Source organism: Irregularibacter muris (assembly GCF_024622505.1).
Taxonomy (GTDB): domain Bacteria; phylum Bacillota; class Clostridia; order Eubacteriales; family Garciellaceae; genus Irregularibacter; species Irregularibacter muris.
Genome location: NZ_JANKAS010000002.1, coordinates 205,174 through 227,998, shown reverse-complemented (window position 1 = coordinate 227,998; position 22,825 = coordinate 205,174). Strand labels below are relative to the sequence as shown.

Below are 22,825 nucleotides of genomic sequence, written 5' to 3'. Positions count from 1 at the left end.
AACACCCCACTGACTCATTATTTGCCGTCCTTCTTTATAATTAGGATTTCATCAAATAGTTCCTGTTGTTTTACTACAATTATTCTCATTTTCATTAATTCCAGTACGGCTAAAAACATAGTAATGAGCTCATTTCTAGATTCACATTGTTCAAGCAAAGTATTAAAGTTTAAACTTTGTCCATCTTGTTCAAGATATTTTAATATATCCTTTGTTTTCTCCTCAATGGTAAAAACTTCTCTTTTTATTTGATGAAAATCTTCCTTCGCTCGGCTTAGCATATTCTTTTTTATTAATAGTCGTTGAAAGGTTTTAAATAAGACATCCATATCTAGATCAACATCAGGTTTCCTTATCTCCAACTCAGGATAATATTCAGGGTCTTTATATATAACCTTTATCTCACTTTTTTCTCTTTCTTTCAAATATAAACTCAATTGTTTAAATTTTTTATATTCTATAAGCCTTCTCATTAATTCTTGTCTTGGATCCACTTCTTCAATCATTAATTGTTCTTCAACCTCATCATTATCAGGCAAAAGCATTTTTGATTTTATTTCTAATAAAGTGGCTGCCATGATTAAAAACTCACTAGCAATTTCAAGATCTATAGATTTCCATTGATTTATATATTGCATGTACTGGAATGTAATTTCGGCAATGGGAATATCATATATATCTACTTTATTTTTTTCAATTAGATGTAATAATAGATCTAGAGGACCTTGAAAAGAATTTAATACTATTTTGTATGACATATTCATACTCCTTTAAATAAAACTGTTACAATATTTATTAATCCACCCCCAACTAAGGCAATAGCAGGTGATAGTATTTTATCAAGTAAATTGGTTGCTATAAGGATTAATAAAATTGGATATCCATACCTTTCATACTCCCAAAAATACCTTTCGATTTTATTTGGAAGAATACTCGCAAATATTTTAGACCCATCCAAAGGAGGTATGGGAATTAGATTAAATACCGCTAAGATTAAATTATAGATAAAAAAAGACTGTAAAAGATTATGGCCTATCACACTACGGGGCTGAATAATAAACATGCAAATTATAGATAAAAAAGCAAGAAGGAGATTAGACATAGGACCTGCCAATGCTACAAGAAATGTGCCTCTTTTCCTATCTTTAAAATACATAGGATTATAAGGAACTGGTTTAGCCCACCCAAATTTAAAAAATACAAACATAAAAAAGCCTATTGGATCTATATGCTTGATCGGGTTAATGGTTAATCTACCTTGACTTTTTGCCGTAATATCCCCTAGTTTATAGGCCACAAAGGCATGGCTAAACTCATGGAAGGTCAGAGCAATAATCAAAGGTGGTAATGTATATAACAAATCCATTAAATTATAATTAAACATTTTTTACCTCCATCAGGGTATTTAATAGACAATATGAATTTTACCATATTAAAGCTTAAAACAAAAGAAAAAAGGCTGTTGGACAGCCTTTAAATAATTTTTTTATCATTTAGTTCCTTACTTTATTATTTTGATGGGGATAATAGATTGTTAATTAGTTTTTTATACATAAAAAGTACATTGGTTTTTTCTATAGGTTGGCTAGCAACTAAATTGACCTTTCCAATTTCCTTACCTTCACTTGAAACTACTATCTCTCCTAATTTCTCGCCCTTTTTAATGGGGGCTTTATAACTTTTTTTCAAAACAATCTTTTTATCTATTTCTTGATCTGCACCCTTTTTTATTAAAACATTTAAGGGCTCCTCTGTTATGACTTTTAATTTTTCGCTTTTTCCTTTTTCAATGTCTATTTCTTTTACTTCTTCACCTTTGTCGACTACTTGAATACCGTCATAATTAGCAAATCCATAATCTAATAATTTTGCAGCCTCTTCAAATCTTACTTTAGAATCTGGTGCACTTAGGATAACGCTGATTAAACGAAGATTCCCCTTTTTGCTGGTAGCAGAAAGACAATGTTTAGCTTCAGAAGTATATCCTGTTTTTATTCCATCTAGACCATCATAACTTCTTAAAAGTTTGTTTGTATTTGCTAGGGTTCTAGTTTTGTCATTATTTTTTCCTACCGTTACGTTAGCCATCCACATGGTTAAGTATTGATGTATCTTGGGATGTTTAACTAATTCTTTAGACATTATAGCTATATCATAAGCTGTAGTATAGTGTCCTTCCTCAGACAAGCCATTGGCATTTTTAAATTTTGTATTATTCATTCCCAGTTCTTTTGCTCTATCATTCATCATTTTAACAAAGGATTCCTGAGTTCCCCCTATATATTCCCCAAGGGCAGTAGCTGCATCATTTGCTGACTCTACTGCAACACCGATGAGTAATTCCTCAACTGTTCTTAGTTCACCTGGTTCTAAGTATAGTTGTGTTCCCCCCATCTTGGATGCTAATTCACTTATGTTTACCTTATCCTCTAATGTTATTTTACCACTGTCTACCGCTTCCATAGTAAGAAGCATTGTCATTATTTTTGTAATACTAGCTGGTGGCAATTTTTCATCTTTGTTTTGTTCAAATAAAACTTCACCAGTCGCGGCATCTATTAACACAGCTGATTTTGATTCTATAACAGTTTCATCAGCAAAAACCATAGGCTCAAAAATAAAAAAACTAAAAACAAAAATGGTTATCATGAGAATAATTCTCCTGTTATTCATATTGTTCCCTCCTAAGTTATTATTTCTAGTTTATTTATCTTTAGTGTTTCGCTAAAATAAAATGTTATACAAAATAAAAAGAGATTACTCTATGGTAACCTCCTTGTAATTTAAACCAATTTTATTGTTAAAGTTCTTGTAAAAATTTTCTTATTAAGCTTTTAAAATTATCCTTTACCTTGTCTGTTGTTTCAATTACTTCCTTATGACTTAATGGTTGTTCTAGGATTCCAGCCGCCATATTGCTGATACAGGAAATTCCTAAGACATCTACGCTGGCATGCCTTGCAACAATAACTTCTGGTACGGTGGACATCCCTACGGCATCTACTCCCAATTTTCTAAGCATTCTAACTTCTGCCGGTGTTTCATAACTAGGTCCAGTCATTGCAGCGTACACCCCTTCTTGTAATTCAACTCCTATTTTCTCTCCACTTTTTCTTAGGACATTTCTTAGGTTTTGGTTAAAGGCTGTAGACATATCAGGAAATCTTGGACCAAACTCTTCTAGGTTTTCTCCTATCAGAGGATTATTGCCCTGTAGATTAATCATATCTTCAATAATCATAAGGTCTCCCGGTTGTAATTGCTTATTTACCCCTCCGGCTGCATTTGTTACCACTAGAATTTTTATACCCAGCTTATTCATGACGCGAATGGGAAAGATCACTTCATCTAAGGAGTAGCCTTCGTAATAGTGAAATCGTCCTTGCATGGCTACAATGCTTTTCCCCATTAATTTCCCTAAAATTAAATTACCCGCATGTCCAGAAACAGTTGATACTGGAAAATGAGGAATTTCACTATAGGGTATTACTGTCCGATCTTCTAACTCTTCTGCCATTTCCCCTAAACCTGAGCCCAACACTAATCCCAATTGTGGTGCAATTTTTGTCTTCTTTTTAATAAAATCCGTAGTTTCTTTAATCTTTCTTGATAAATCCATGCTTTTACTCCTTCCTTAAAAGTTTAGAAGCGAAACTATTACCATTTTGTAATTTTTTTAATTTTAGAAATTCAGAGATTGTAGCTCCTATGTCTGCAAAGGTATCCCTAATTCCAATATCTTGGGGTATAATCTTTTTTCCATATATTAAAATGGGTATATACTCCCGTGAATGATCTGTACTAGCTGTTGTAGGATCACAGCCGTGATCTGCATTAATGATTAATATATCATCCTCTTTCATTAGATCTATTATCTCTGGTATTCTTCTATCGACATCAGATAAAGCTGAAGCATAGCCTTGAACATCATTTCTATGACCATATACACTATCAAAATCCACTAAATTGGTAAAAATCAGCCCTGGTTTTTCTTGTTTCATATATTCAATTGTTTTATCTATCCCATCCATATTATCCGTTGTATGGACGGCATGGGTTAAGCCCCGTCCTGCGAATATATCTTCAATTTTCCCAACACCCATAACATCTAAGCCTTGTTCCTTTATCCTATCCAAAAGAGTAGGTTCTACAGGTTCTAAGGAAAAGTCTCTTCTATTTGAAGTTCGAGTAAAAGATCCTGGCTCGCCTATGAAGGGTCTAGCGATTACCCTTCCTACCCCGTAGGATCCTATTAAAAACTCCCGTGCAATTTTACAATATTCATATAAGGTGTCTATAGGAATTACGCCTTCATGTGCAGCTATTTGAAATACACTGTCTGCAGAAGTATACACTATTGGGTAGCCTGTTTCCATATGTTCTTTTCCTAAATCTTCTATGATGACTGTGCCAGAAGCAGGATAATTCCCAATTGTTTTTCTCCCAATTCTTTGTTCAAATTCTTCTATAATTTCCATTGGAAATCCTTTAGGAAAAGTAGGAAAAGGCTTTTGTAAAACAATGCCTGTCATTTCCCAATGTCCAGTGGTGGTGTCCTTACCTGGAGATTTTTCATCAGATTTTCCATAAGCAGCAATAGGATTTACTTCAGCAGGAATTGCATCAGCCCCCTGAATATTTCCTAATCCCATTTTTTCTAAATTTGGCAATGAAAAACCATCTATATTTTTATAGATATTTCCTAGAGTATTGCTTCCTACGTCACCATATAAAGTAGCATCGGGCAATTCTCCAATCCCTACACTATCGATTATCATCCAAATTACTCTTTTTATCATCTTCCTTCTCCTTTCTCATTTGTTAGTAAATAACTTCATATTATAGTTAATTGATTGGTTTTATTAAAAAATTCATATTCCTTAAGCTCTTGGATGGGCTCGCTTATATATTTCACTTATTTTAAAAGTTGAAGCTTTAATATATACCTGAGTACTAGAAATATCCGAATGTCCTAACATTTCTTGAACTGACCGCACATCTGCCCCATTTTCAATTAAATGTAAGGCAAAAGAGTGTCTAATCATATGGGGAGTAATGGGCTTATTTATATTTGCTTTTTGGGTATAATATTTTATTATTTTCCACAAACCCTGCCTGGTGATTTTATGCCCCTGCATATTAACAAATAAATCAGTATTCTCTGCATCATTAATAATTTTGTTTCTACTCTCAATGATATATTTTTCCAATGCATCTATAGCAATATTGCCTATAGGGATTATTCTTTCATTGTTTTCATGATTACAATAAATTATTCGGTTTTCAAGATCAACATCTTGAACATTTAGATCAATTAATTCACTTACCCTTAAACCCGTAGCATAGAGAACCTCCAAAATAGCTTGATCTCTTAATCCCTTCTTCGTATTTGTATTTGGTGCACTTAATAATATTTCTACCTCTTGAAGGGTTAAGGTCTGAGGAATTTTCCTTTCAATTTTAGGTGTTTCTAAATTCAGTGTAGGGTCTACAGTGATATAATTTCTGCTTAAAAGAAATTGAAACAATCCCCTTAAAGAGGCTAAATTCCTAGATATTGTGGATGTTGCCCTTCCTTTTTTTTGCAAAAACAATAGATAGGATATAATATATGTTTTTGTAATTCTTTCTAGATGATTTACCTTCTCAGCAAGGCAGTATTCAAAGAATTGTTTCGTATCTCTAATATAACTCTCTACTGTATGGGGAGACAATTCCTTTTCTTCTCGTAAATACAACCCAAATTTTTCTATGTATATCGTAACGTCCATACCTATTCCCCTTTTTTTAAAAAAATACACTGAATTATTATTATTCCACAATTACATAGGAAATCCTCTTTATTTTGCAAAATAAAATTAAAAGACCTGTTCCAGGTCTTTTAATTACCTATTCTTATAAAAGAACTTTTTGGGCTTCAATATACTCTAACCCCTGATCATCTGCAACTGCTTTATAAGTTAGTCTCCCTTTATATAGATTTAAACCCTTTCGCAAAGATTCATTTTCTTTTAAAGCTCTTTCGCATCCTTTATTAGCAATTTCAAGTGCATAAGGTATGGTAGAATTGGTTAAAGCAAGGGTAGATGTTCTTGGTACTGCCCCCGGCATATTCGCAACAGAATAATGTATAACATTATGTTTTACAAAATAAGGATTTTCATGAGTGGTTATTCTATCAATAGATTCTATAGCCCCTCCCTGATCTATGGCTACATCTACTAATACAGCACCTGGTTTCATGGTTTTTACCATCTCTTCCGTCACTAGTTTAGGTGTTCTTGATCCTGGTATCAAAACAGCTCCTACAACTAAATCTGCTGTTCTTACTGCTTCTGCAATATTGAAACTATTGGACATAAGGGTTATCACTCTACCACCAAAAATATCATCTAAATATGCTAATCTTTTTGGACTGATATCAATTATAGTCACCCGGGCGCCTAGACCAATTGCTATCTTTGCTGCATTTGTCCCTACATTTCCACCACCGACTACAACAACCTCAGCTGGTGCAACCCCTGGCACCCCTCCTAATAGTACGCCTCGTCCATTATTAATTTTCTCTAGAAGATTAGCTCCTACTTGAATAGACATTCTTCCTGCTACTTCACTCATAGGAGAAAGTAGGGGGAGTGAACCATCTGGGAGTTGGACTGTTTCATAAGCTATCCCTATAATTTTCTTCTCCAAGAGTACTTTTGTTAATTCTGGTTCTGGTGCTAAATGAAGATATGTAAATAGTATTTGTCCTTCTTTAAAAAGGTTATATTCAACTTCTAAGGGTTGTTTCACTTTCAAAATCATATCTGCAATTTCAAATACTTCTACGTTATTCTCTAGAATTTTTGCTCCAGCTTTTATATATTCTTCATCGGTAAATCCACTACCCAAACCCGCAGACTTTTCAATGTATACTTCATGTCCAAAATTTAAAAATGACTCCACTCCTGCCGGTGTAATTCCTACTCGATTTTCATTTGTTTTGATTTCTTTAGGTACTCCAATAATCATCGACTTCGCTCCCTGCTACACAAATTTAATATTGTTATTATACCCTTTTCATATTTTATAATCAATCATTCTGAAAATATCTTTCATCATTACTGTCATAATATTAGATTAGGTGATAATATTTTCATGAATATTGGCGTAATATAAGCCTCCACTAAACTTCCTATTACTAACAAGAGAGCTATAGACAGCATAATAATGGTATAGGTCCAGATCTGGCTTTTTAAATTATGAATTGGTTGCTTTTTAATTTTATTTTTAAAGATAAAATTGGAAAAACTAATAGCAAATACTCCAATACCAATGAGCCCTGGAATATGAAATAGGTTTTGGGGAATGATGGTCAATAGGATAAACATTACTCCCTTTAATGATAATTCATCAATAAGAAAGCCCAAAGTAAATCCTAATATAAAGCCCCTAAAACCCAAAATTAATAAAATTATCGGTGTCCCGATTAATGTTAAGCCGATCAACCATATAGGTAGAAATAATTTTAGATTATTGAAAATAGATTGAAATAGTAACTGATAATTATCAATATCCTCATTTTTCAATAATTGAAAAAAACCCTTCAAATATTGTATTAATTCTACTTTTTGTGGATCCGGTAGAGCTTTCACAGTGTAGGTCCCTGCAACAATTCCTATGGTGAAAATTAAAATAGAAATAAAATAAATAGGAATATGAGCACGTATATGCTTTTCAATAATAGCTTTTAACTTTTTCAAAATAAAACCCCCTTCCTATGTTTTAAAAATATGCAAAGAAAGGGGGGAATATGATTAGAGAAGTTTATTATTTTGATATATAGGATAATATACCCACAATGGTTTTTGCATCGACTATTCGTCCATCGTGAATCATTTTAACAGCCTCCTTGATATCTAATTCTAGAATATCCATAAATTCATCCTCGTCTCTATTGATTGTTGTCTTACTCAATTCACTGGCAACAAAAATATGAATGATTTCATCTGCAAAACCTGGTGAAGTATATATAGAGCTTATTTTCTCTATCTTGCCGGCTTTATACCCAATTTCTTCTTCTAATTCTCTTAGAGCACATTTTACTGGATCTTCATTATTTTCTAGTTTGCCTGCTGGTAATTCAATAAGTTCACTTTCAATGGGCTTTCTGAACTGTCGGACAAGAAATATTTTATTTTCTGTAAGCATGGGCAATATTGCCACCCCGCCATTGTGGTGTACAATCTCACGTTTTGATGTTTTTCCATTTACAAGTAATACATCATCAAGTCTTACATTGATTATTTTTCCTTCAAATATTTCCTCACTATGAATGGTTTTTTCATAATACTTCATATTACTTCCCCTTTGTATTTAATTTTTCTAGGGCGATTAAGCCTGCAGCAGCTGCACTATTAAAAAATTCTGGGTCTTGCATATAGTTTCTCCCCATAGTCGAGACTTTTATTTCATTTTCTAGCAATACTCTTTCTAAATGATCAACATTCTTAAACTGAATGGAATGTAATTCTGCTATCCTATTGTTTTTTATTTGTTCTTCAATTATTCCCATTTTCTCATTGTCTTTTATTTCTGGAAAAGCCACAAGGCATGAACTATTCACAATATGAGTAAGGGTGGTAATTGAATGATGGCTCAATCCACAGTGGCGAGATCTTCGATCGGCAAAGCTTATTCTAGGAATGGCTATAGGAAAGCCTTGCAAAGTATTTATCGCATCAATAATATTTCCTTGTTCTACCCCTGTAAAGCCATATTTTGTACCTGTCCCTACTATACCAGGTCCCATTGTAACAATTGCAATATCACAATGGGTTACTTCCTTAGCGCCTATTAGGGCAGTATATACATTTACAGCCTCATAATCTCCACCAAAAGCATGTCCATAAGTTATCGTAGAATCAATAAGGTTTTTACTTTTTAGACTTTTTACCGTCTTACTCATGGTCATGGGTAAACTTGCACCATCAGACATGATATATGTTATTTTAATTTTAGGATTATGGTATTTTATCATGGTTATTGCTGGTGCCAGCATACTGTGTAAAGAACCTACAATGACGGGTATGCCTTCTAAAGAATGAAAAGAATTTATGGCCTCATGATATGGACTATCTTGTTCTTCCATGGTTGGAGTGACCAATTGCAGAGGTGTATATCTCATTTTCATAATATGACCTGTCTTTTTTTGTATATCTTCACCCTTATCTAGATTGGCAATAACAAAATGGTATCCTCCTGTTCCCAATTGCAATCTTACAGCTGTGGTGTTTAGCAATACTTTATTGCCTATGTTACATTTTCCTGAAAGGGAAATATAATTCATTGCCTTAGCATTGAATTCCCCTATAGATACAATCAGTTCCTGAAAATCTTCATCCTCAAATAATATTTCTATTACCGTACCTATTTCTCTATCCAGCATATAATTCCTACCTCATTCCTAAAAAATATTTTTATCTTAATTTTTACATAAATTAATGTCTTTTATCCTCTTCCTAACTGATCTATAAAATGTAATATAGGGTTTCTTTCAATTAATTTTGTAATCGATGATTTTTCTGCATAGATATGTATACAAATTAGTAAAAATAAGATGATTAGCTTGAGGATATTGGTAAAATATAGGATTGTACAAAATCCTAATATAAACCCAAGAGCATTAGATCCAACATCCCCCATCATGGCCTTTGCTTTTAAATCCTTAGGGAAATAAATGATTACTGGTATAGATGAAATAATAAGTAAATACACAGTTTCCTGATTATAAAATAGGCCCAAAAGGATTAGGGAATAAAATAGATATCCCTTTATCGCTCGCCCAGGTCTAAGATCCAATAAGTTTATTAGATTGGTAAATAGTGATAGGATAAGGGCATTAAGAAGTATAATGAAAATATTATTGGAAAATGAACTCGTCACATATATAGATATTATCCCACCCATTAGGGCTTTAAGCCCACCTGTAGTTAGCTGCATATGAAAAAGTTTCCCGATATGTCCCTTCAATCCTGTAGTGTCCCGACTTCCTAATAAATCATCAATAATGCCTATAAAGGACATACCTATAATACCTAAAATAAAAATGTGAAGTGTCTCTCCCCATTGAAAATATAAATTATAAAGAATAAAAGGGATGAAGAGGGATAAAGAAAACACCATCCCCATGCCAACAGGAATTTCCTCTCCACGATAGTTTTTTCCCTTAGCCCTAGAATTTCCTAACATATTATAGATTAAATGGGTCATAACAATTGCATTTAATACTGTTATAATAATTATAAAAAAATGAATTAACATCTTATCACCTCTTTTGGGAATACCTTAATAAGGCTAAAAAAATATGTAAAAATTGCTTCCCCCTATGAAGAAATCCTTTTAAGTCCCTGCCTGTTTCAGCATGTTTCATTTGAACTGGAACTTCCAAAATTTTATATCCCTGATTAAGTATGTCTATGGTCATTTCCACTTCTACGCCATACCCTCCCTCGGGAAGTTTTATCTTTTCCAATACCTCTCGATTAAATACTCTTTGTCCTGATAAGGATGACGTAATGGATTTTTTGGTATAGTAATAAATCCCCCATTTTGCAAGGTTTTTTACTAACCCAAAACCACCTTTTTTCTTGGCAGAAGGAAACTGTGCAATGGTAACATCACACTCCCCCTTAGCAACTGGTTTAATAAGCTTTTCAATTTCTATTGAACTTTCTTCTACATCAGCGTCTAAAAATCCTATAATATCACCGGTAGCTTGCTTAATGCCATGCTGTAAAGCCCATCCTTTTCCCATGTTTTTTTCTAATCTACTCACAATGACATTATATTCTCTCGCTTTTTTAGCTGTATAGTCACTAGAACCATCGTCTATAATAATGATTTCGTCTATCCATTTGCTATTTAACAATGGTTTTAATGTATTACCAATTCGCTCCTCCTCATTAAATGCAGGAATTAGAATGGTCACCGTTTTTTTTATCATTGTTCTACCTCGCTTTTTATGGTATAAGTCTATCTGCTGAAGTTTTAAAGCCAAAATTACCCTCTTGTCCCTGCATTACCTGGATTAAAGAATATTGACCTATAATAGTATCTACATTATCAATTGTAGAAATCTTTTCCTTTCTATAGGCATCCATATAAGAATATCTGACATTGCTCTGCTCTATCCCTACTATAGGGATATTGTATTGCTTTGCTTTTTTAATAAAAGGAATATCTATTTTTTCAATGGTTTTTGTTTTTTCCGAAGCGCTTCCACCCGCAATAATAAAATAATCTATGGTACTACTATAATCACCTTTAATTTCAATGATTTCTTTTTCTTTTAAATATTGTAAGATTTCTTCATCCTGATCTAATATTGCTCTGGCTAATTCATCTGATAAGTATTGTATAAAATTATTCTTATCAATACTTATGCCTTTTTTATTCACAAAATAATCATATACTTCTTCTAACATCTTAGAATCCTCTAGTAAAAAGTCTTTTTTAACATATGTAATGGAAGTTATATTCCCTTGTGCCTTTTCTATAGGCGAAATGATTCCATTATAAATGTAATCATCATTTGTTTCGATGATTGCAATATTGGTATCCTGTAGTTTGGTATTAATTAAAAGGGGTAAAGTATTTTCACTATATTCCTCATAGTTTTTAAGTTGTTTTCTTTGTAATTCAATTTCTTCTTCCAAGACTTCTTTTTCTTCTCTAATTTCACCAAATTTAGATTCTAGCTGACGAACTAATGTCTCCTGTTGATTAATAAATATCTCTTGCCCATCAAACATGAATCCTATAAAAATACCTATTCCCAAAGCAAGAAATACGGCTGCTAATGAAACGATTAGATATCTAATGTTTAACATGATATTCTCTCCCTTAAAAATCAAATAAAATTTTCAATCGCATCTGAAACAATTTTAACAAATATTGAATAATGGGTGAATACATTGAGATAATAATAATTGGCAATAAAGCTGATAAAACTAAAGCAAATATGTATTTTATTTTCACTCCTGTATGATATAACTTATTAACACCCTTAGCATCAATCAATTTAGATCCAATCTTTAAACGCACTAGAAAAGTACTAGCCATACCTTTTCTTCCCTTTTCCAAAAAGTCAATCATATTGGAATGGCTTCCTAATGCAACAATTAAATCTCCACCCTTTTCATAGGCAATCAGCATAGCAATATCCTCACTTGTCCCAGGGGCAGGTATTACTTTAGCTTCCAGATTTAATTTATTTATTCTTTCCATACCAGGAGCTCTACCATCAGGATATGCATGTACAACAATTTCATCGCAAATTTTAAGTGCCTCATCACTGACACTATCCATATCTCCTACAATAATATGGGGTTTATGTCCAAATTCTATCAGTGCATCTGCTCCCCCATCTACTCCAATTAAAACTGGTTTCTCTTCCCTGATATAGGATTGTAAAATACTTAGATCCTCTTTATAGTTCTGCCCCCGCACAACCACAACAACATGTCTATCCTTTATCTGAGTTTTCATATTGGGAATAGAAATTCCATTTAAAATAATATCCTTCTCTTTTTTTGCATATTCTAACGTATTTTCAATGAATTTATCCAATTCATGGGCGATATTTTTCTTGGCTTCCTCGGTTTGTTGTTGAACATCCTCCTTAGTAAGCCATCTCCCTTCTCCTATGAGCTCTCCACTTTTAAATATTTTATTTTCTATAACTTCTACTTCTTCTCCTTCATTAATTTTCTCCATAAGGTCCTTGCTAGCTTCATCAATAATTGCGATATTAGACCCTATTAAAGTTTTAGGACCAAGGTTTGGATATTTACCGCTGATGGATTTATCCAAATTTATGACAAGTTTCACTTTGGCATTAACTAAGGATTCTGCCGCAACTTCATCAATATCCCTATGCTTGATAATAGCAATCTCTCCTGGCCTTATTCTTTTTGCCAAATCTTTAGTCTTTTTATCTACTCTTGCTATACCTTTCACCAATAAACCCCTCCACAGAATACTTTATTCAAGAGTTTTCAATATTTTACTATGAAAGCCTATTTTATATATTGTAACACAACCAACCTTTTTTATAACAATGATCATTACGATCAAATAATAAAACCTTATAAGACAACCGTCCTATGAGGTTTTATTTTTCCTTTAACAATATATTCAATTCTTCCATAAAGGTATTGATATCCTTAAATTGTCGGTATACTGAAGCAAATCTTACATAAGCTACTTCATCTAGCTCCTTAAGCTCCATCATCAATTGTTCCCCAATATAGTTACTAGATATTTCCTTTTCCATGGTATTATATAATCTTTTTTCAATTCTTTCCACAATTTTCTCTAGTTGTCCAAGGGATACTGGCCTTTTCTCACAGGCCTTTAAGGCTCCGTTCATTATTTTATTCTGATTGTAAGGTTCTCTATGACCATTTTTTTTGATAACCATTAAAGGTATGTCCTCTATTTTTTCATAGGTGGTAAACCGTTTAAGACATTGTATACATTCTCTTCGTCTTCGTATAACACTTCCATCTTCTGTGGGTCTTGAGTCAACTACCTTACTTTCAATTGAATTACAGAATGGACATTTCACAATGAATTCCTCCTTGAATTTCCTTCTGGACTCATTATACAATACCTATTTAGAATTGTCCATTCTTCTCAAACCCCTCTGTTTCACATCATTATGAGTAATCTCACGTCCATTAAATATGTTTTCTCATCTGACCTAAGGCGGTCTTTTCCAGCCGAGAAACTTGTGCCTGGGAGATACCTATTTCTTTTGCAACTTCCATCTGGGTTTTTCCTTCAAAAAACCTTAAATTTAGTATTAATTTCTCCCTATGATTTAATCTTTGCATAGCTTCTTGTAGGGCTATATTTTCTAACCATATTTCATCCTGACTTTTTTCATCACTTACTTGATCCATAACAAAAATGGCATCTCCACTATCATGGTATATTGGTTCAAATAATGAGATAGGATCTTGTATGGCATCTAGAGCAAAGACTACTTCTTCCTGAGACATTCCCAATTCTTTGGAAATTTCAGTTAGCGTGGGTTCTTTGTTGTTTTTATTAATCAACTGGTCTCTAACTTGTAGTGCTTTATAGGCTATATCTCTTAAGGACCTACTCACTCTAATAGGATTATTATCTCTCAAATACCTTCTAATTTCCCCTATAATCATAGGTACAGCGTAAGTAGAAAATCTTACATTTTGACTTAAATCAAAATTATCTATTGCTTTTATAAGACCTATACAACCTACTTGAAATAGGTCATCCAAATTTTCTCCTCTATTATTAAATCTTTGAATTACACTTAAAACTAATCTCAAATTTCCTTGCACAAAGGTTTCTCGTGCTTTATAATCTCCCTGATGTATTTGATCAAATAATTTTCTCATTTCTTTATTTGTTAACACAGGCAGTTTTGAAGTGTTTACTCCACATATTTCAACTTTATTTGTCACGGTATTTTGTCATTCCTTTCTCTTCACCTTTAATATCTAGATTATTGCCCCTAGGAATGTAATTATTCAATTTTTATATGGTAATTTATTCAATAAAAAACCTTCTATAATATTATAGAAGGTTTAATGGGTGTCTATATCATTCTGCTTATTTCTTTTTTCAGTCTTTTAATAATTCTTTTTTCCAATCTAGATATATAGGACTGGGAAATACCCAGCATATCTGCAACTTCTTTTTGAGTCTTTTCAACACCATCCATTAGTCCAAAGCGTAATTCCATGATTCTTTTTTCTCTTTCACTTAGTTTATTCATGGCAATTTGAAGTAATTCTTTATCGACTTCTTCCTCTAGGCATTTATGAATAATATCATTTTCTGTACCTAAAATATCAGAAAGGAGAAGTTCATTTCCATCCCAATCTATGTTTAGAGGTTCATCAAAGGATATCTCTAGACGTATCTTATTATTCCTACGTAAAAACATAAGTATTTCATTTTCAATACATCTCGATGCATATGTGGCTAATTTTATATTTTTATCAGGATCAAAGGTGTTTACTGCCTTAATAAGCCCTATAGTTCCTATTGAAATTAAATCTTCAACACCTATTCCAGTATTTTCAAATTTCCGTGCAATGTAAACCACTAGCCTTAGATTTCTTTCAATTAGGATTGTTTTTATTGATCCATTATTATTTTTCTTTTTTAAATGAGCAATAAGATATTGTTCCTCATCCAGTGTCAAAGGAGGAGGTAATGCTTCACTCCCACCTATGTAAAATATTTCATCCTCACCTTTTAAGTTTAATCTGTGAAGTATTTTTACATATAATATTTTAAGTTTCAATAATAATATTTTAATTCTTTTTTTCATGTCCATCCCCCTATGTTTGTATGTTTAATATTTCTGGATTTAATAATGCATTATACTCTCCCTCATTGCTTAACTTTTGATTATATATTGCCATGATTACATTATTAACCTCTTTATTTTTTTCTTTCTCAACAATTGTTATCTTATCGGTTTTAAATCCTACCAGTAGTCCATTTTTTTCTCCTAGGGAGGTAAAGGGAATCATTCTAAAGCGATTTATCCAATCTGAATGAATCAATACCTGTGAAATATGTTCAAAGTCTTTTTCCTGGTTTTCATTAAAAATTTCTCTTATTTCTATAGGTAGAACATCTTTAATTATGCTGTATTCTACTACAATCACTGGTGATTTTGAAATAGGATCATTCAAAAAATTAGCAGTATCAAATAAACCCTTTAGTTCCTTTACTTTGCCATCGATATCTATATGTATATTGGTAAGAATATTGTCTTTAGATATTTTACTTTGTATATAATCCCAGGAAACTTTTATCAGAAAATAACTCAACAAACAAGTTATAAGTAACAAACTTATGGGAAATTTGGATACATAAAAAAAACCTTTAGATGATAAACCACCATATTGGGTCATATATATTAAAGCAAAAGCAGAGCCCCCAAAAATGAAGGATATTAAATAGAATATAGCAAAGGGCCTGATAAAGTCTTTTATCTTTTTGGGTGTAAATACTACGATAATGATTATAATGGATAGACAAATCTTCATAGTTATTTCATTAAAAATATTTAATAAAGGAAAATAAATTAATAAAGTATATGCCGCTCCTATAAAAGCACCTATTAATATTTTCCATACATGAGTCCTTATTTTACTAAATCTTACTGTAAGCCAAATGATAATAAAATTTATAATAAAGTTTTCTACAACTATAATATCTCCATAGATATAAGTCACAGTCTCACACCTTTATATATAATGATTCCCCTATTTAAAAATATGCTTTTCCATAATATTTTATGTTTATTATATCTGAACTAATATTAGAAATTTGTCACTTCAAGACGTCGAAAAAGGTTAATTTATGAAAAAAAAAAGAATAGACCTTAGGTCTATTCTGCGAATATCTACGATTAATTATGTTTTCTTAAAAAAGTTGGTATATCTAGATTATCACTTTTTAATTGTTTTGAAGTCTTATTAATGGTAGCAGCAACTTCATCAAAGGATTGGCTGACCACATTTTCAAATCCTGTTGCAATAACAGTGATCTTCATTTCATCTTGAAGACTTTCATCAATAACTGCTCCAAATATTAAGTTTACATCTGGATCTGCTGCTTGAGCCACAAGCTCAGCTGCCTCATTTACTTCAAAGAGTCCTAATTGTGAACCGCCAGTGATATTTAAAAGCACACCCTTAGCACCTTGAATTGATGTTTCTAATAATGGACTATGTATAGCCATTTGTGCAGCTTCAGTAGCTCTATTTTCACCACTTGCTCGACCTATTCCCATATGAGCTAAGCCCGTATCTTCCATAATGGTTTTAACATCGGCAAAATCAAGATTAATAAGCCCTGGTACTGCGATTAAGTCAGAGATACCCTGCACCCCTTGTAATAAAACATCATCAGCTATTTTAAAAGCATCCCCTAGGGATGTTTTCTTTTCAGCAACTTGCAATAAGCGATCATTGGGAATGGTTACTAAAGTATCTACTTTAGACTTTAACTCCTCAATTCCCTTTTCTGCATGTACCATTCTTTTTCTGCCTTCAAAGGTAAAAGGTTTTGTGACCACACCCACAGTTAAAATTCCTAATTCTTTTGCTATAGACGCGACAACAGGTGCAGCTCCAGTTCCTGTACCCCCGCCCATACCTGCGGTAATAAATACCATATCTGCGCCTTCCAATACTTTGTAAATCTCTTCCTTACTTTCCTCAGCGGATTTTTGACCAATTTCTGGATTAGCACCTGCACCTAATCCCTTTGTAATTTTTTCTCCAATTTGGATTTTATGCTCAGCTTGAGATAACACCAAAGCTTGTTTGTCTGTATTAAGAGCAATAAACTGCACTCCTTGAAGCCCAGCTTCAATCATTCTATTTACTGCGTTATTTCCTCCGCCACCGCAACCAATGACCTTTATTTGAGCAAATTGTTGTAAATCCATATCAAATTCTAGCACAATTGAGACCTCCCTTTTGTTGGACGTGAAATGATTATAACTAGTATATTGCGTCAATGTTTAATATTATTTTCTTTGCTTCTAATATTAATTAATTCAACATAATTAGATTTTTTCCTCTTTTTTTATTAAGAAATTTCACTTTTTAAGTATATTTTTTATTAAATGTCTTCTGATAATGGCAAAATTTTGGAAGAGCCTAGTTCCAAAAGCAAATATAGCAGCATAATACAAGGGCACACCTAGCCGATCTCCGACATAGGCCAAAAATGCTGCTAATATTGTATTACCGAAAAATCCAGAAATAAAAATATTGCTATCAAATTTTTGTTCTAAACTAGACCTAATTCCACCAAATACTGAGTCTAAAGCCGCAAGTACCGCTATTGACATATAGGAAGAATATATTAAAGGTACACTATAAGGAATAATAAAACCCAAAACAATCCCTATAAGAAGACCAATTAATGGCAGTATCATCTTTTGTCACCCTCCTCATCTTTTTTTAGATATTTATATGTTGGGGTCGAATTAATCCCTCTGATTGTAATGTTATCTACTTGTTGTATATCAATTTGTATATCCCAAATTTTCATTAATTGTACTATACTATTGGGAGCATTTAATATTCCTTCTAATTTTTGAGGATCTCCAATAGCTTCCACAATAAAAGGAGGTGCAAAAATATCATTTCCTACTCTTATCGTTGCCCCATTGCAATCAATTTCTGAATCCCATCCTACCGGTGATCCATTAATAGCTATTCGTTCCGCGTCTCCACTCCTAAGATCATTAATTATTTGCAGGACATCGCTATTATGAATAACAAAATTCATGACATCTTGTGCATCGCCCAATTGTTCACTATCTTTCATATGTATGCTTATACCTGGACCCTGCAATTCCTTAAAACCCGCTGCTATTTTATTGGCTTCCAATTCTTCTTCTAGGGAAGAAACAATATCTTCATCTCCATATTCCTTTGATTGATAGCTCTTTAATTTTTCTTCTAATTCCACAAGGGTTTTTCCTAATCTTTCTATTTCTAAATTTTCATTATCGATATTTTTTTGTTCTTCATACAGGGATTTCATAGTGATAATATCGGTCCTGTTTTTATCCTGTTTAAACTGTATACTCGTAATTATACCGGTAATCATAAAAGTAATCATAATAATCCATAGTTTATTATTATTTCTCATTTATGGCCCTCCCGCCATTATTGATCCTCTACTGGCTTTGCATAATCTAATTCAATTACTCCATTGTATCTTGGAATATTCATTTCCTCTTCTCTTTTTATATTCACTTGAATATAGTTAGAATTTAATAATTCCACAATTCCACCTCTTAGCTGTATAGCTGATTGTAATGTTTGACTGTCGCCAATTGCTTTAAATACAAAAGGTCTAGAAAACTTTTCCCCGTTGATTACAATATGATTGCCAGCTAACCGTATTTCTGATGTGGAAATAATTCTCTGGTCATTTATGGATACGGCTTCTGCTCCTGAAGAATTTAACTCATTTAATAATAATAATAAGTATTCAGGATATACAAGGAAAGGGTCAAATCCTTCTTCTCCCTCTAAGGGTGTATAATCTAATGTGATCGTTATACCAGGTCCTTTAACATCCGATAATCCTGCAATCATCCTTGCTTCCCTAGTATTTGTTCTTAGATTTTCTACCATTTTATTATCCTGTGCTACTTGATCTTCATATTGGTTAATTTCTTTTTCTAAAGCACTTACTTTAGAAGTAAGATTTTCTTTTTGTTTTTTTAATTGATTTAATTGTCCTGCCAATTCCTGAGCTCTAGTTGTAGATACCGATCCACCCAGTTGGGTAACGGATTTATACTGCATGACTAGCATTAAACCTATTATAATACAAATAAACGCAATCTCTACTTGGCCCTTTAATATTTTTTTCATATCAATCCCTCCTCTAGTTAGCGCGAGGCTTAGACACAGGATCTCCTCCGTGGCTTATATCTATAATGCTTTTAGGATGAGTTTCTGATAAAAATGCTTTTAAAAAATCCATCTTTTTTTCCATTGTTTTTGCATCGCCAATCTTTATTACACTGCCATCTTTAGTATATATTTGTATTGTATTATCTTCTAATACATTAACCTCTGAAACTTTCTCAATCAATTTATTATCTTTTAGTCTTGATAAAATATCTAATAGAGATTCTGCCAGCCAACTAGGTTGAATGTCAATTGGATTTCCAACAATGAAGCTTATATTCTCTAAACCTGTGATCAGAGGGCTATGATAGGTATTTAATATGTCATATTTTTTCAATACTACCCCCTCTTGATCGATATAAATAAAACTTCCATCTTCAAAAGGTATTATACCAATGACTTCCCTCTCCAACACCTCTATATTTATCCTATTGGGATATTTTCTAGTTATTTCAGCTGTTTTAATAAGAGAATGTCTTTCAATTTGTTCTTGAATCTTCTTTTTATTAAATTTAAATATGTTTGCACCAATATTTAAATCTCCATTTCTTAGAATCTCTTTCTCACTTACATAATCATTTCCTATTATATTAACCTCTTTAATGTCAAAAAAATCAGTATATAGCAAAAATGAAATTGTAAGAAGAACAAAAAATAATAAAACTAATGCCATTATACCATATTTTCTTCTTGTAATTCTTTTATATTGTTTATAATTTCTCATTCTATTATATTTTTGCGACATCCTCATCTCTCCATAAATCCAATATCTTGTCCTATTTTTTATTAATAAAAGTAGCTAAGGCTACTTTTATTAATTTTTACGTACAATTGATGCTCCTAAACTCTGCAAACAGTTTTCGAATCTATCGTATCCCCTGTCTACATGATAAATATTTTCTACTATGGTTTCCCCTTCAGCCACAAGACCTGCTAGAACTAAAGCTGCTCCACCTCTTAGATCCATAGCACTTACACGAGTTGCTGTTAGTTTTTTCACGCCTTCAACAATGGCAACTCGCCCATCTATTTTTATATTGGCACCCATTCTAATTAACTGTGCTGCATGTTTGTATCTATTTTCAAATATTGTCTCGGTAAAAATACTAATTCCCTCGGCTACTGTCATAAGAGCCATCATTTGGGCCTGCATATCTGTGGGAAAACCTGGATAGGGTAAAGTTCTAATGGTTTCTATAGCCATTAACTTTTCCGGTGCTTTGACGATAATATTCTTTTTTTCTTCATAGATCGTGCAGCCTGCCTCTACCAATTTAGAAATAACTGATCGAATATGTTCAATCTGTGCATTTTTTAATACCACTTCTCCTTGAGTTATAGCTGTAGCCACGGCTAGGGTTCCTGCTACAATTCTATCGGGCATAATTGTGTATTCTACTTTATTTAATTTTTTTACTCCTTCAATGATTATCGTGTTGCTACCAGCACCTTTTACTTTGCCCCCCATTTCGTTGATAAACTCTTGCAAATCATGAATTTCTGGTTCCTTTGCTGCATTGCGGATGATCGTAATCCCTTCTGCTAAAGATGCTGCCAACATTATGTTTTCTGTAGCTCCTACACTAGGATAATCTAATTGTATATGTGCTCCTTTTAATTTGCTAGACTTACAATAAATATATCCATGGGATTCCTTCACTTCTGCTCCAAGGGCCTTTAGACTTTTTAAATGCAAATCAATTGGCCTTAGTCCAATATCACATCCACCAGGATAAGAAAACTTAGCCTGTTTATGTCTAGCCAATATAGCTCCCAATAAAATGATGGAGGAACGCATTTCTCTGACTAAATCTTCTGGTACTTCGTTGGTATGAATAGAACTGGAGTCGACGATTAGGGTGTTTTTTTCTCTTTTTATAGTACAACCCATGGATTCAAGAATGAGTATCATTGTTCTTACATCTTTCAAATTAGGCACATTATGAATAATGCTTTCTGACTCATTTAATATCACAGCTGCCAAAATGGGCAAGACAGCATTTTTTGCCCCATGTACTTCTACCTCTCCTTTTAATGGCAAGCCACCTTTAATATAGAATTGGCTCATGTTTATTTACACCTCCGAGAAGCCCATATAATTATTTCAATATTTATTAAAAGAAATAATCTATAATTATAATATGCACTTCCTGTTTAGGTGTGACTGAAACATTTAGGCAAACAGCTTTTTCAATAGATATCGACGAGATATTTACTTCTCTCTAAGAGTCCAACTTAGTATACCTTGAAATATTCAATAAGACTCCAATTCCACCCAATAAAAACACCAAAGATGATCCTCCCGCACTAATAAAGGGTAGCGGCATTCCTGTAACAGGCATAAAAGAAGTTACTACGGCAACATTAATTAGAACCTGAAATCCAATCATAAATACTATACCACAGGCAAATAATGAAGCAAACATATCTGGAGCATGGAGGGCAATTCTAATCCCTCTCCATATCAATAACATAAATAGGAACAATATGGTTACTGTGCCAATGAGGCCCAATTCCTCACCAATATGAGCAAGTATAAAGTCATTTTGTGCTTCAGGTATATATAAAAGCTTCTGCTTTCCATTTCCCAGGCCTTGACCAAATAATCCCCCTGAACCCAGCGCCAATAAAGATTGTACCACCTGATAGCCATCTCCAGCTATATCTTCCCATGGATTTAAAAAAGAGGTAAACCTTTTTAATCTATAACTTGCTGTGGCTATTAAAACACCCAAAACGGGAATAGATAGACTGCCCAACCCCACTATATGTTTTAAGTTTGCACCCGCTACAAACATCATTGCAAAAATTATTCCTGCGACTACAACCGATGTACTTAAGTCTGGTTCTACAAAAATTAGGCCACAGACTAACAAAGCCAGAGCTAAATAGGGTAAAATCCCCTTGGAAAAAGTCCTAATTTCCTCTCTTTTCTTGGATAGACTATCTGCCATAAATATAATCATACCCAGCTTTACAACTTCCGATGGTTGGAGAGTAAAAGGTCCTATGCCAATCCATCTTGTAGCACCTTTTACATTTCTGCCTAATCCAGGAATTAATACCACTATCAGCAATATAATACAAATTAACAAAATAATTTTTGAAAACTTACGCAGCTTTTTATAAGGAAATTTTGATGCAACTCCCATGACAATGAATCCTAAGACTGCCCACCGTAGCTGCCCCTTTAGGAAGTAAAAATCATCATTAAATCTTATCCCCGCAGAATATTGGCTAGCACTAAATACCATAATAATACCCAGCGATGTTAATAAAACAACTGAAAAAATAATAATAAAATCAGCAGGATTTTTTTTAGCCATACA

Annotated in this window: 25 protein-coding genes; all 25 read right to left on the bottom strand. The window is 32.9% G+C overall.

All coding sequences use genetic code 11. The features are described from left to right. Positions 1-17: 17 nt before the first annotated feature. Positions 18-758, bottom strand: coding sequence for a segregation and condensation protein A (locus tag NSA47_RS03455; RefSeq protein ID WP_257529506.1), 741 nt, complete (start codon positions 756-758; stop codon positions 18-20). Between the two features lie 2 nt (positions 759-760). Continuing rightward, positions 761-1,384 carry a site-2 protease family protein gene (locus NSA47_RS03450; RefSeq protein WP_257529505.1) on the bottom strand — a complete coding sequence of 208 codons (624 nt, stop codon included), beginning with the start codon at positions 1,382-1,384 and terminating at the stop codon, positions 761-763. A 125-nt stretch (positions 1,385-1,509) separates the two neighbouring features. Then, the gene (locus tag NSA47_RS03445) at positions 1,510-2,673 is read right to left on the bottom strand and encodes a D-alanyl-D-alanine carboxypeptidase family protein (RefSeq protein ID WP_257529504.1); all 1,164 of its coding nucleotides are present in this window, start codon (positions 2,671-2,673) and stop codon (positions 1,510-1,512) included. A gap of 127 nt (positions 2,674-2,800) precedes the next feature. After that, entirely contained in the window at positions 2,801-3,619 is an 819-nt protein-coding gene (locus NSA47_RS03440) for a purine-nucleoside phosphorylase (protein ID WP_257529503.1), read from the bottom strand. Positions 3,620-3,623: 4 nt separating this feature from the next. After that, on the bottom strand, positions 3,624-4,796 hold the full coding sequence (locus tag NSA47_RS03435) for a phosphopentomutase (RefSeq protein ID WP_257529689.1): 1,173 nt from the start codon (positions 4,794-4,796) through the stop codon (positions 3,624-3,626). A gap of 84 nt (positions 4,797-4,880) precedes the next feature. Beyond that, complete coding sequence (gene xerD, locus NSA47_RS03430; RefSeq protein ID WP_257529502.1) at positions 4,881-5,771, bottom strand: site-specific tyrosine recombinase XerD; 891 nt, start codon at positions 5,769-5,771, stop codon at positions 4,881-4,883. Positions 5,772-5,895: 124 nt separating this feature from the next. Then, positions 5,896-7,014, bottom strand: a complete 1,119-nt coding sequence (gene ald, locus NSA47_RS03425; protein ID WP_257529501.1) for an alanine dehydrogenase — start codon at positions 7,012-7,014, stop codon at positions 5,896-5,898. A gap of 95 nt (positions 7,015-7,109) precedes the next feature. Continuing rightward, positions 7,110-7,745: a stage II sporulation protein M gene (gene spoIIM, locus NSA47_RS03420; RefSeq protein WP_257529500.1), complete on the bottom strand. Its 636-nt coding sequence runs from the start codon at positions 7,743-7,745 to the stop codon at positions 7,110-7,112. A gap of 67 nt (positions 7,746-7,812) precedes the next feature. Further along, positions 7,813-8,340 carry an NUDIX hydrolase gene (locus tag NSA47_RS03415; protein ID WP_257529499.1) on the bottom strand — a complete coding sequence of 176 codons (528 nt, stop codon included), beginning with the start codon at positions 8,338-8,340 and terminating at the stop codon, positions 7,813-7,815. Position 8,341: 1 nt separating this feature from the next. Beyond that, positions 8,342-9,430, bottom strand: coding sequence for a DUF3866 family protein (locus tag NSA47_RS03410; protein ID WP_257529498.1), 1,089 nt, complete (start codon positions 9,428-9,430; stop codon positions 8,342-8,344). Between the two features lie 62 nt (positions 9,431-9,492). After that, on the bottom strand, positions 9,493-10,305 hold the full coding sequence (locus NSA47_RS03405) for a glycosyltransferase (protein WP_257529497.1): 813 nt from the start codon (positions 10,303-10,305) through the stop codon (positions 9,493-9,495). 4 nt (positions 10,306-10,309) lie between these two features. Next, the gene (locus tag NSA47_RS03400; protein ID WP_306811086.1) at positions 10,310-10,987 is read right to left on the bottom strand and encodes a glycosyltransferase family 2 protein; all 678 of its coding nucleotides are present in this window, start codon (positions 10,985-10,987) and stop codon (positions 10,310-10,312) included. A gap of 16 nt (positions 10,988-11,003) precedes the next feature. Then, a complete protein-coding gene (locus NSA47_RS03395; protein ID WP_257529496.1) occupies positions 11,004-11,873 on the bottom strand; it encodes a copper transporter in 870 nt (289 codons plus the stop codon). Between the two features lie 13 nt (positions 11,874-11,886). After that, entirely contained in the window at positions 11,887-13,002 is a 1,116-nt protein-coding gene (gene steA, locus NSA47_RS03390; protein WP_257529495.1) for a putative cytokinetic ring protein SteA, read from the bottom strand. A gap of 154 nt (positions 13,003-13,156) precedes the next feature. Further along, positions 13,157-13,612 (bottom strand): transcriptional regulator NrdR, encoded by a 456-nt coding sequence (nrdR, locus tag NSA47_RS03385; protein ID WP_257529494.1) that lies wholly within the window; start codon positions 13,610-13,612, stop codon positions 13,157-13,159. Positions 13,613-13,724: 112 nt separating this feature from the next. Then, positions 13,725-14,495 carry an RNA polymerase sporulation sigma factor SigG gene (gene sigG, locus NSA47_RS03380; RefSeq protein ID WP_257529493.1) on the bottom strand — a complete coding sequence of 257 codons (771 nt, stop codon included), beginning with the start codon at positions 14,493-14,495 and terminating at the stop codon, positions 13,725-13,727. Between the two features lie 134 nt (positions 14,496-14,629). After that, positions 14,630-15,370: an RNA polymerase sporulation sigma factor SigE gene (sigE, locus tag NSA47_RS03375; protein ID WP_373370300.1), complete on the bottom strand. Its 741-nt coding sequence runs from the start codon at positions 15,368-15,370 to the stop codon at positions 14,630-14,632. A gap of 10 nt (positions 15,371-15,380) precedes the next feature. Then, positions 15,381-16,286: a sigma-E processing peptidase SpoIIGA gene (spoIIGA, locus tag NSA47_RS03370; protein WP_257529491.1), complete on the bottom strand. Its 906-nt coding sequence runs from the start codon at positions 16,284-16,286 to the stop codon at positions 15,381-15,383. A 176-nt stretch (positions 16,287-16,462) separates the two neighbouring features. Beyond that, complete coding sequence (gene ftsZ, locus NSA47_RS03365) at positions 16,463-17,521, bottom strand: cell division protein FtsZ (RefSeq protein WP_257529490.1); 1,059 nt, start codon at positions 17,519-17,521, stop codon at positions 16,463-16,465. 138 nt (positions 17,522-17,659) lie between these two features. Beyond that, on the bottom strand, positions 17,660-18,001 hold the full coding sequence (locus NSA47_RS03360) for a DUF1290 domain-containing protein (protein ID WP_306811083.1): 342 nt from the start codon (positions 17,999-18,001) through the stop codon (positions 17,660-17,662). Then, positions 17,998-18,723, bottom strand: coding sequence for a DUF881 domain-containing protein (locus NSA47_RS03355; RefSeq protein WP_257529489.1), 726 nt, complete (start codon positions 18,721-18,723; stop codon positions 17,998-18,000). Before NSA47_RS03355 ends, NSA47_RS03360 begins: the two co-directional genes overlap by 4 nt. Positions 18,724-18,740: 17 nt before the next feature. Then, positions 18,741-19,457, bottom strand: coding sequence for a DUF881 domain-containing protein (locus NSA47_RS03350; protein ID WP_257529488.1), 717 nt, complete (start codon positions 19,455-19,457; stop codon positions 18,741-18,743). Between the two features lie 13 nt (positions 19,458-19,470). After that, positions 19,471-20,241: a cell division protein FtsQ/DivIB gene (locus NSA47_RS03345; RefSeq protein ID WP_257529487.1), complete on the bottom strand. Its 771-nt coding sequence runs from the start codon at positions 20,239-20,241 to the stop codon at positions 19,471-19,473. Positions 20,242-20,310: 69 nt separating this feature from the next. Next, on the bottom strand, positions 20,311-21,564 hold the full coding sequence (gene murA, locus NSA47_RS03340) for a UDP-N-acetylglucosamine 1-carboxyvinyltransferase (protein WP_257529486.1): 1,254 nt from the start codon (positions 21,562-21,564) through the stop codon (positions 20,311-20,313). 154 nt (positions 21,565-21,718) lie between these two features. Further along, on the bottom strand, positions 21,719-22,822 hold the full coding sequence (spoVE, locus tag NSA47_RS03335) for a stage V sporulation protein E (RefSeq protein ID WP_257529485.1): 1,104 nt from the start codon (positions 22,820-22,822) through the stop codon (positions 21,719-21,721). Positions 22,823-22,825 lie beyond the last annotated feature (3 nt).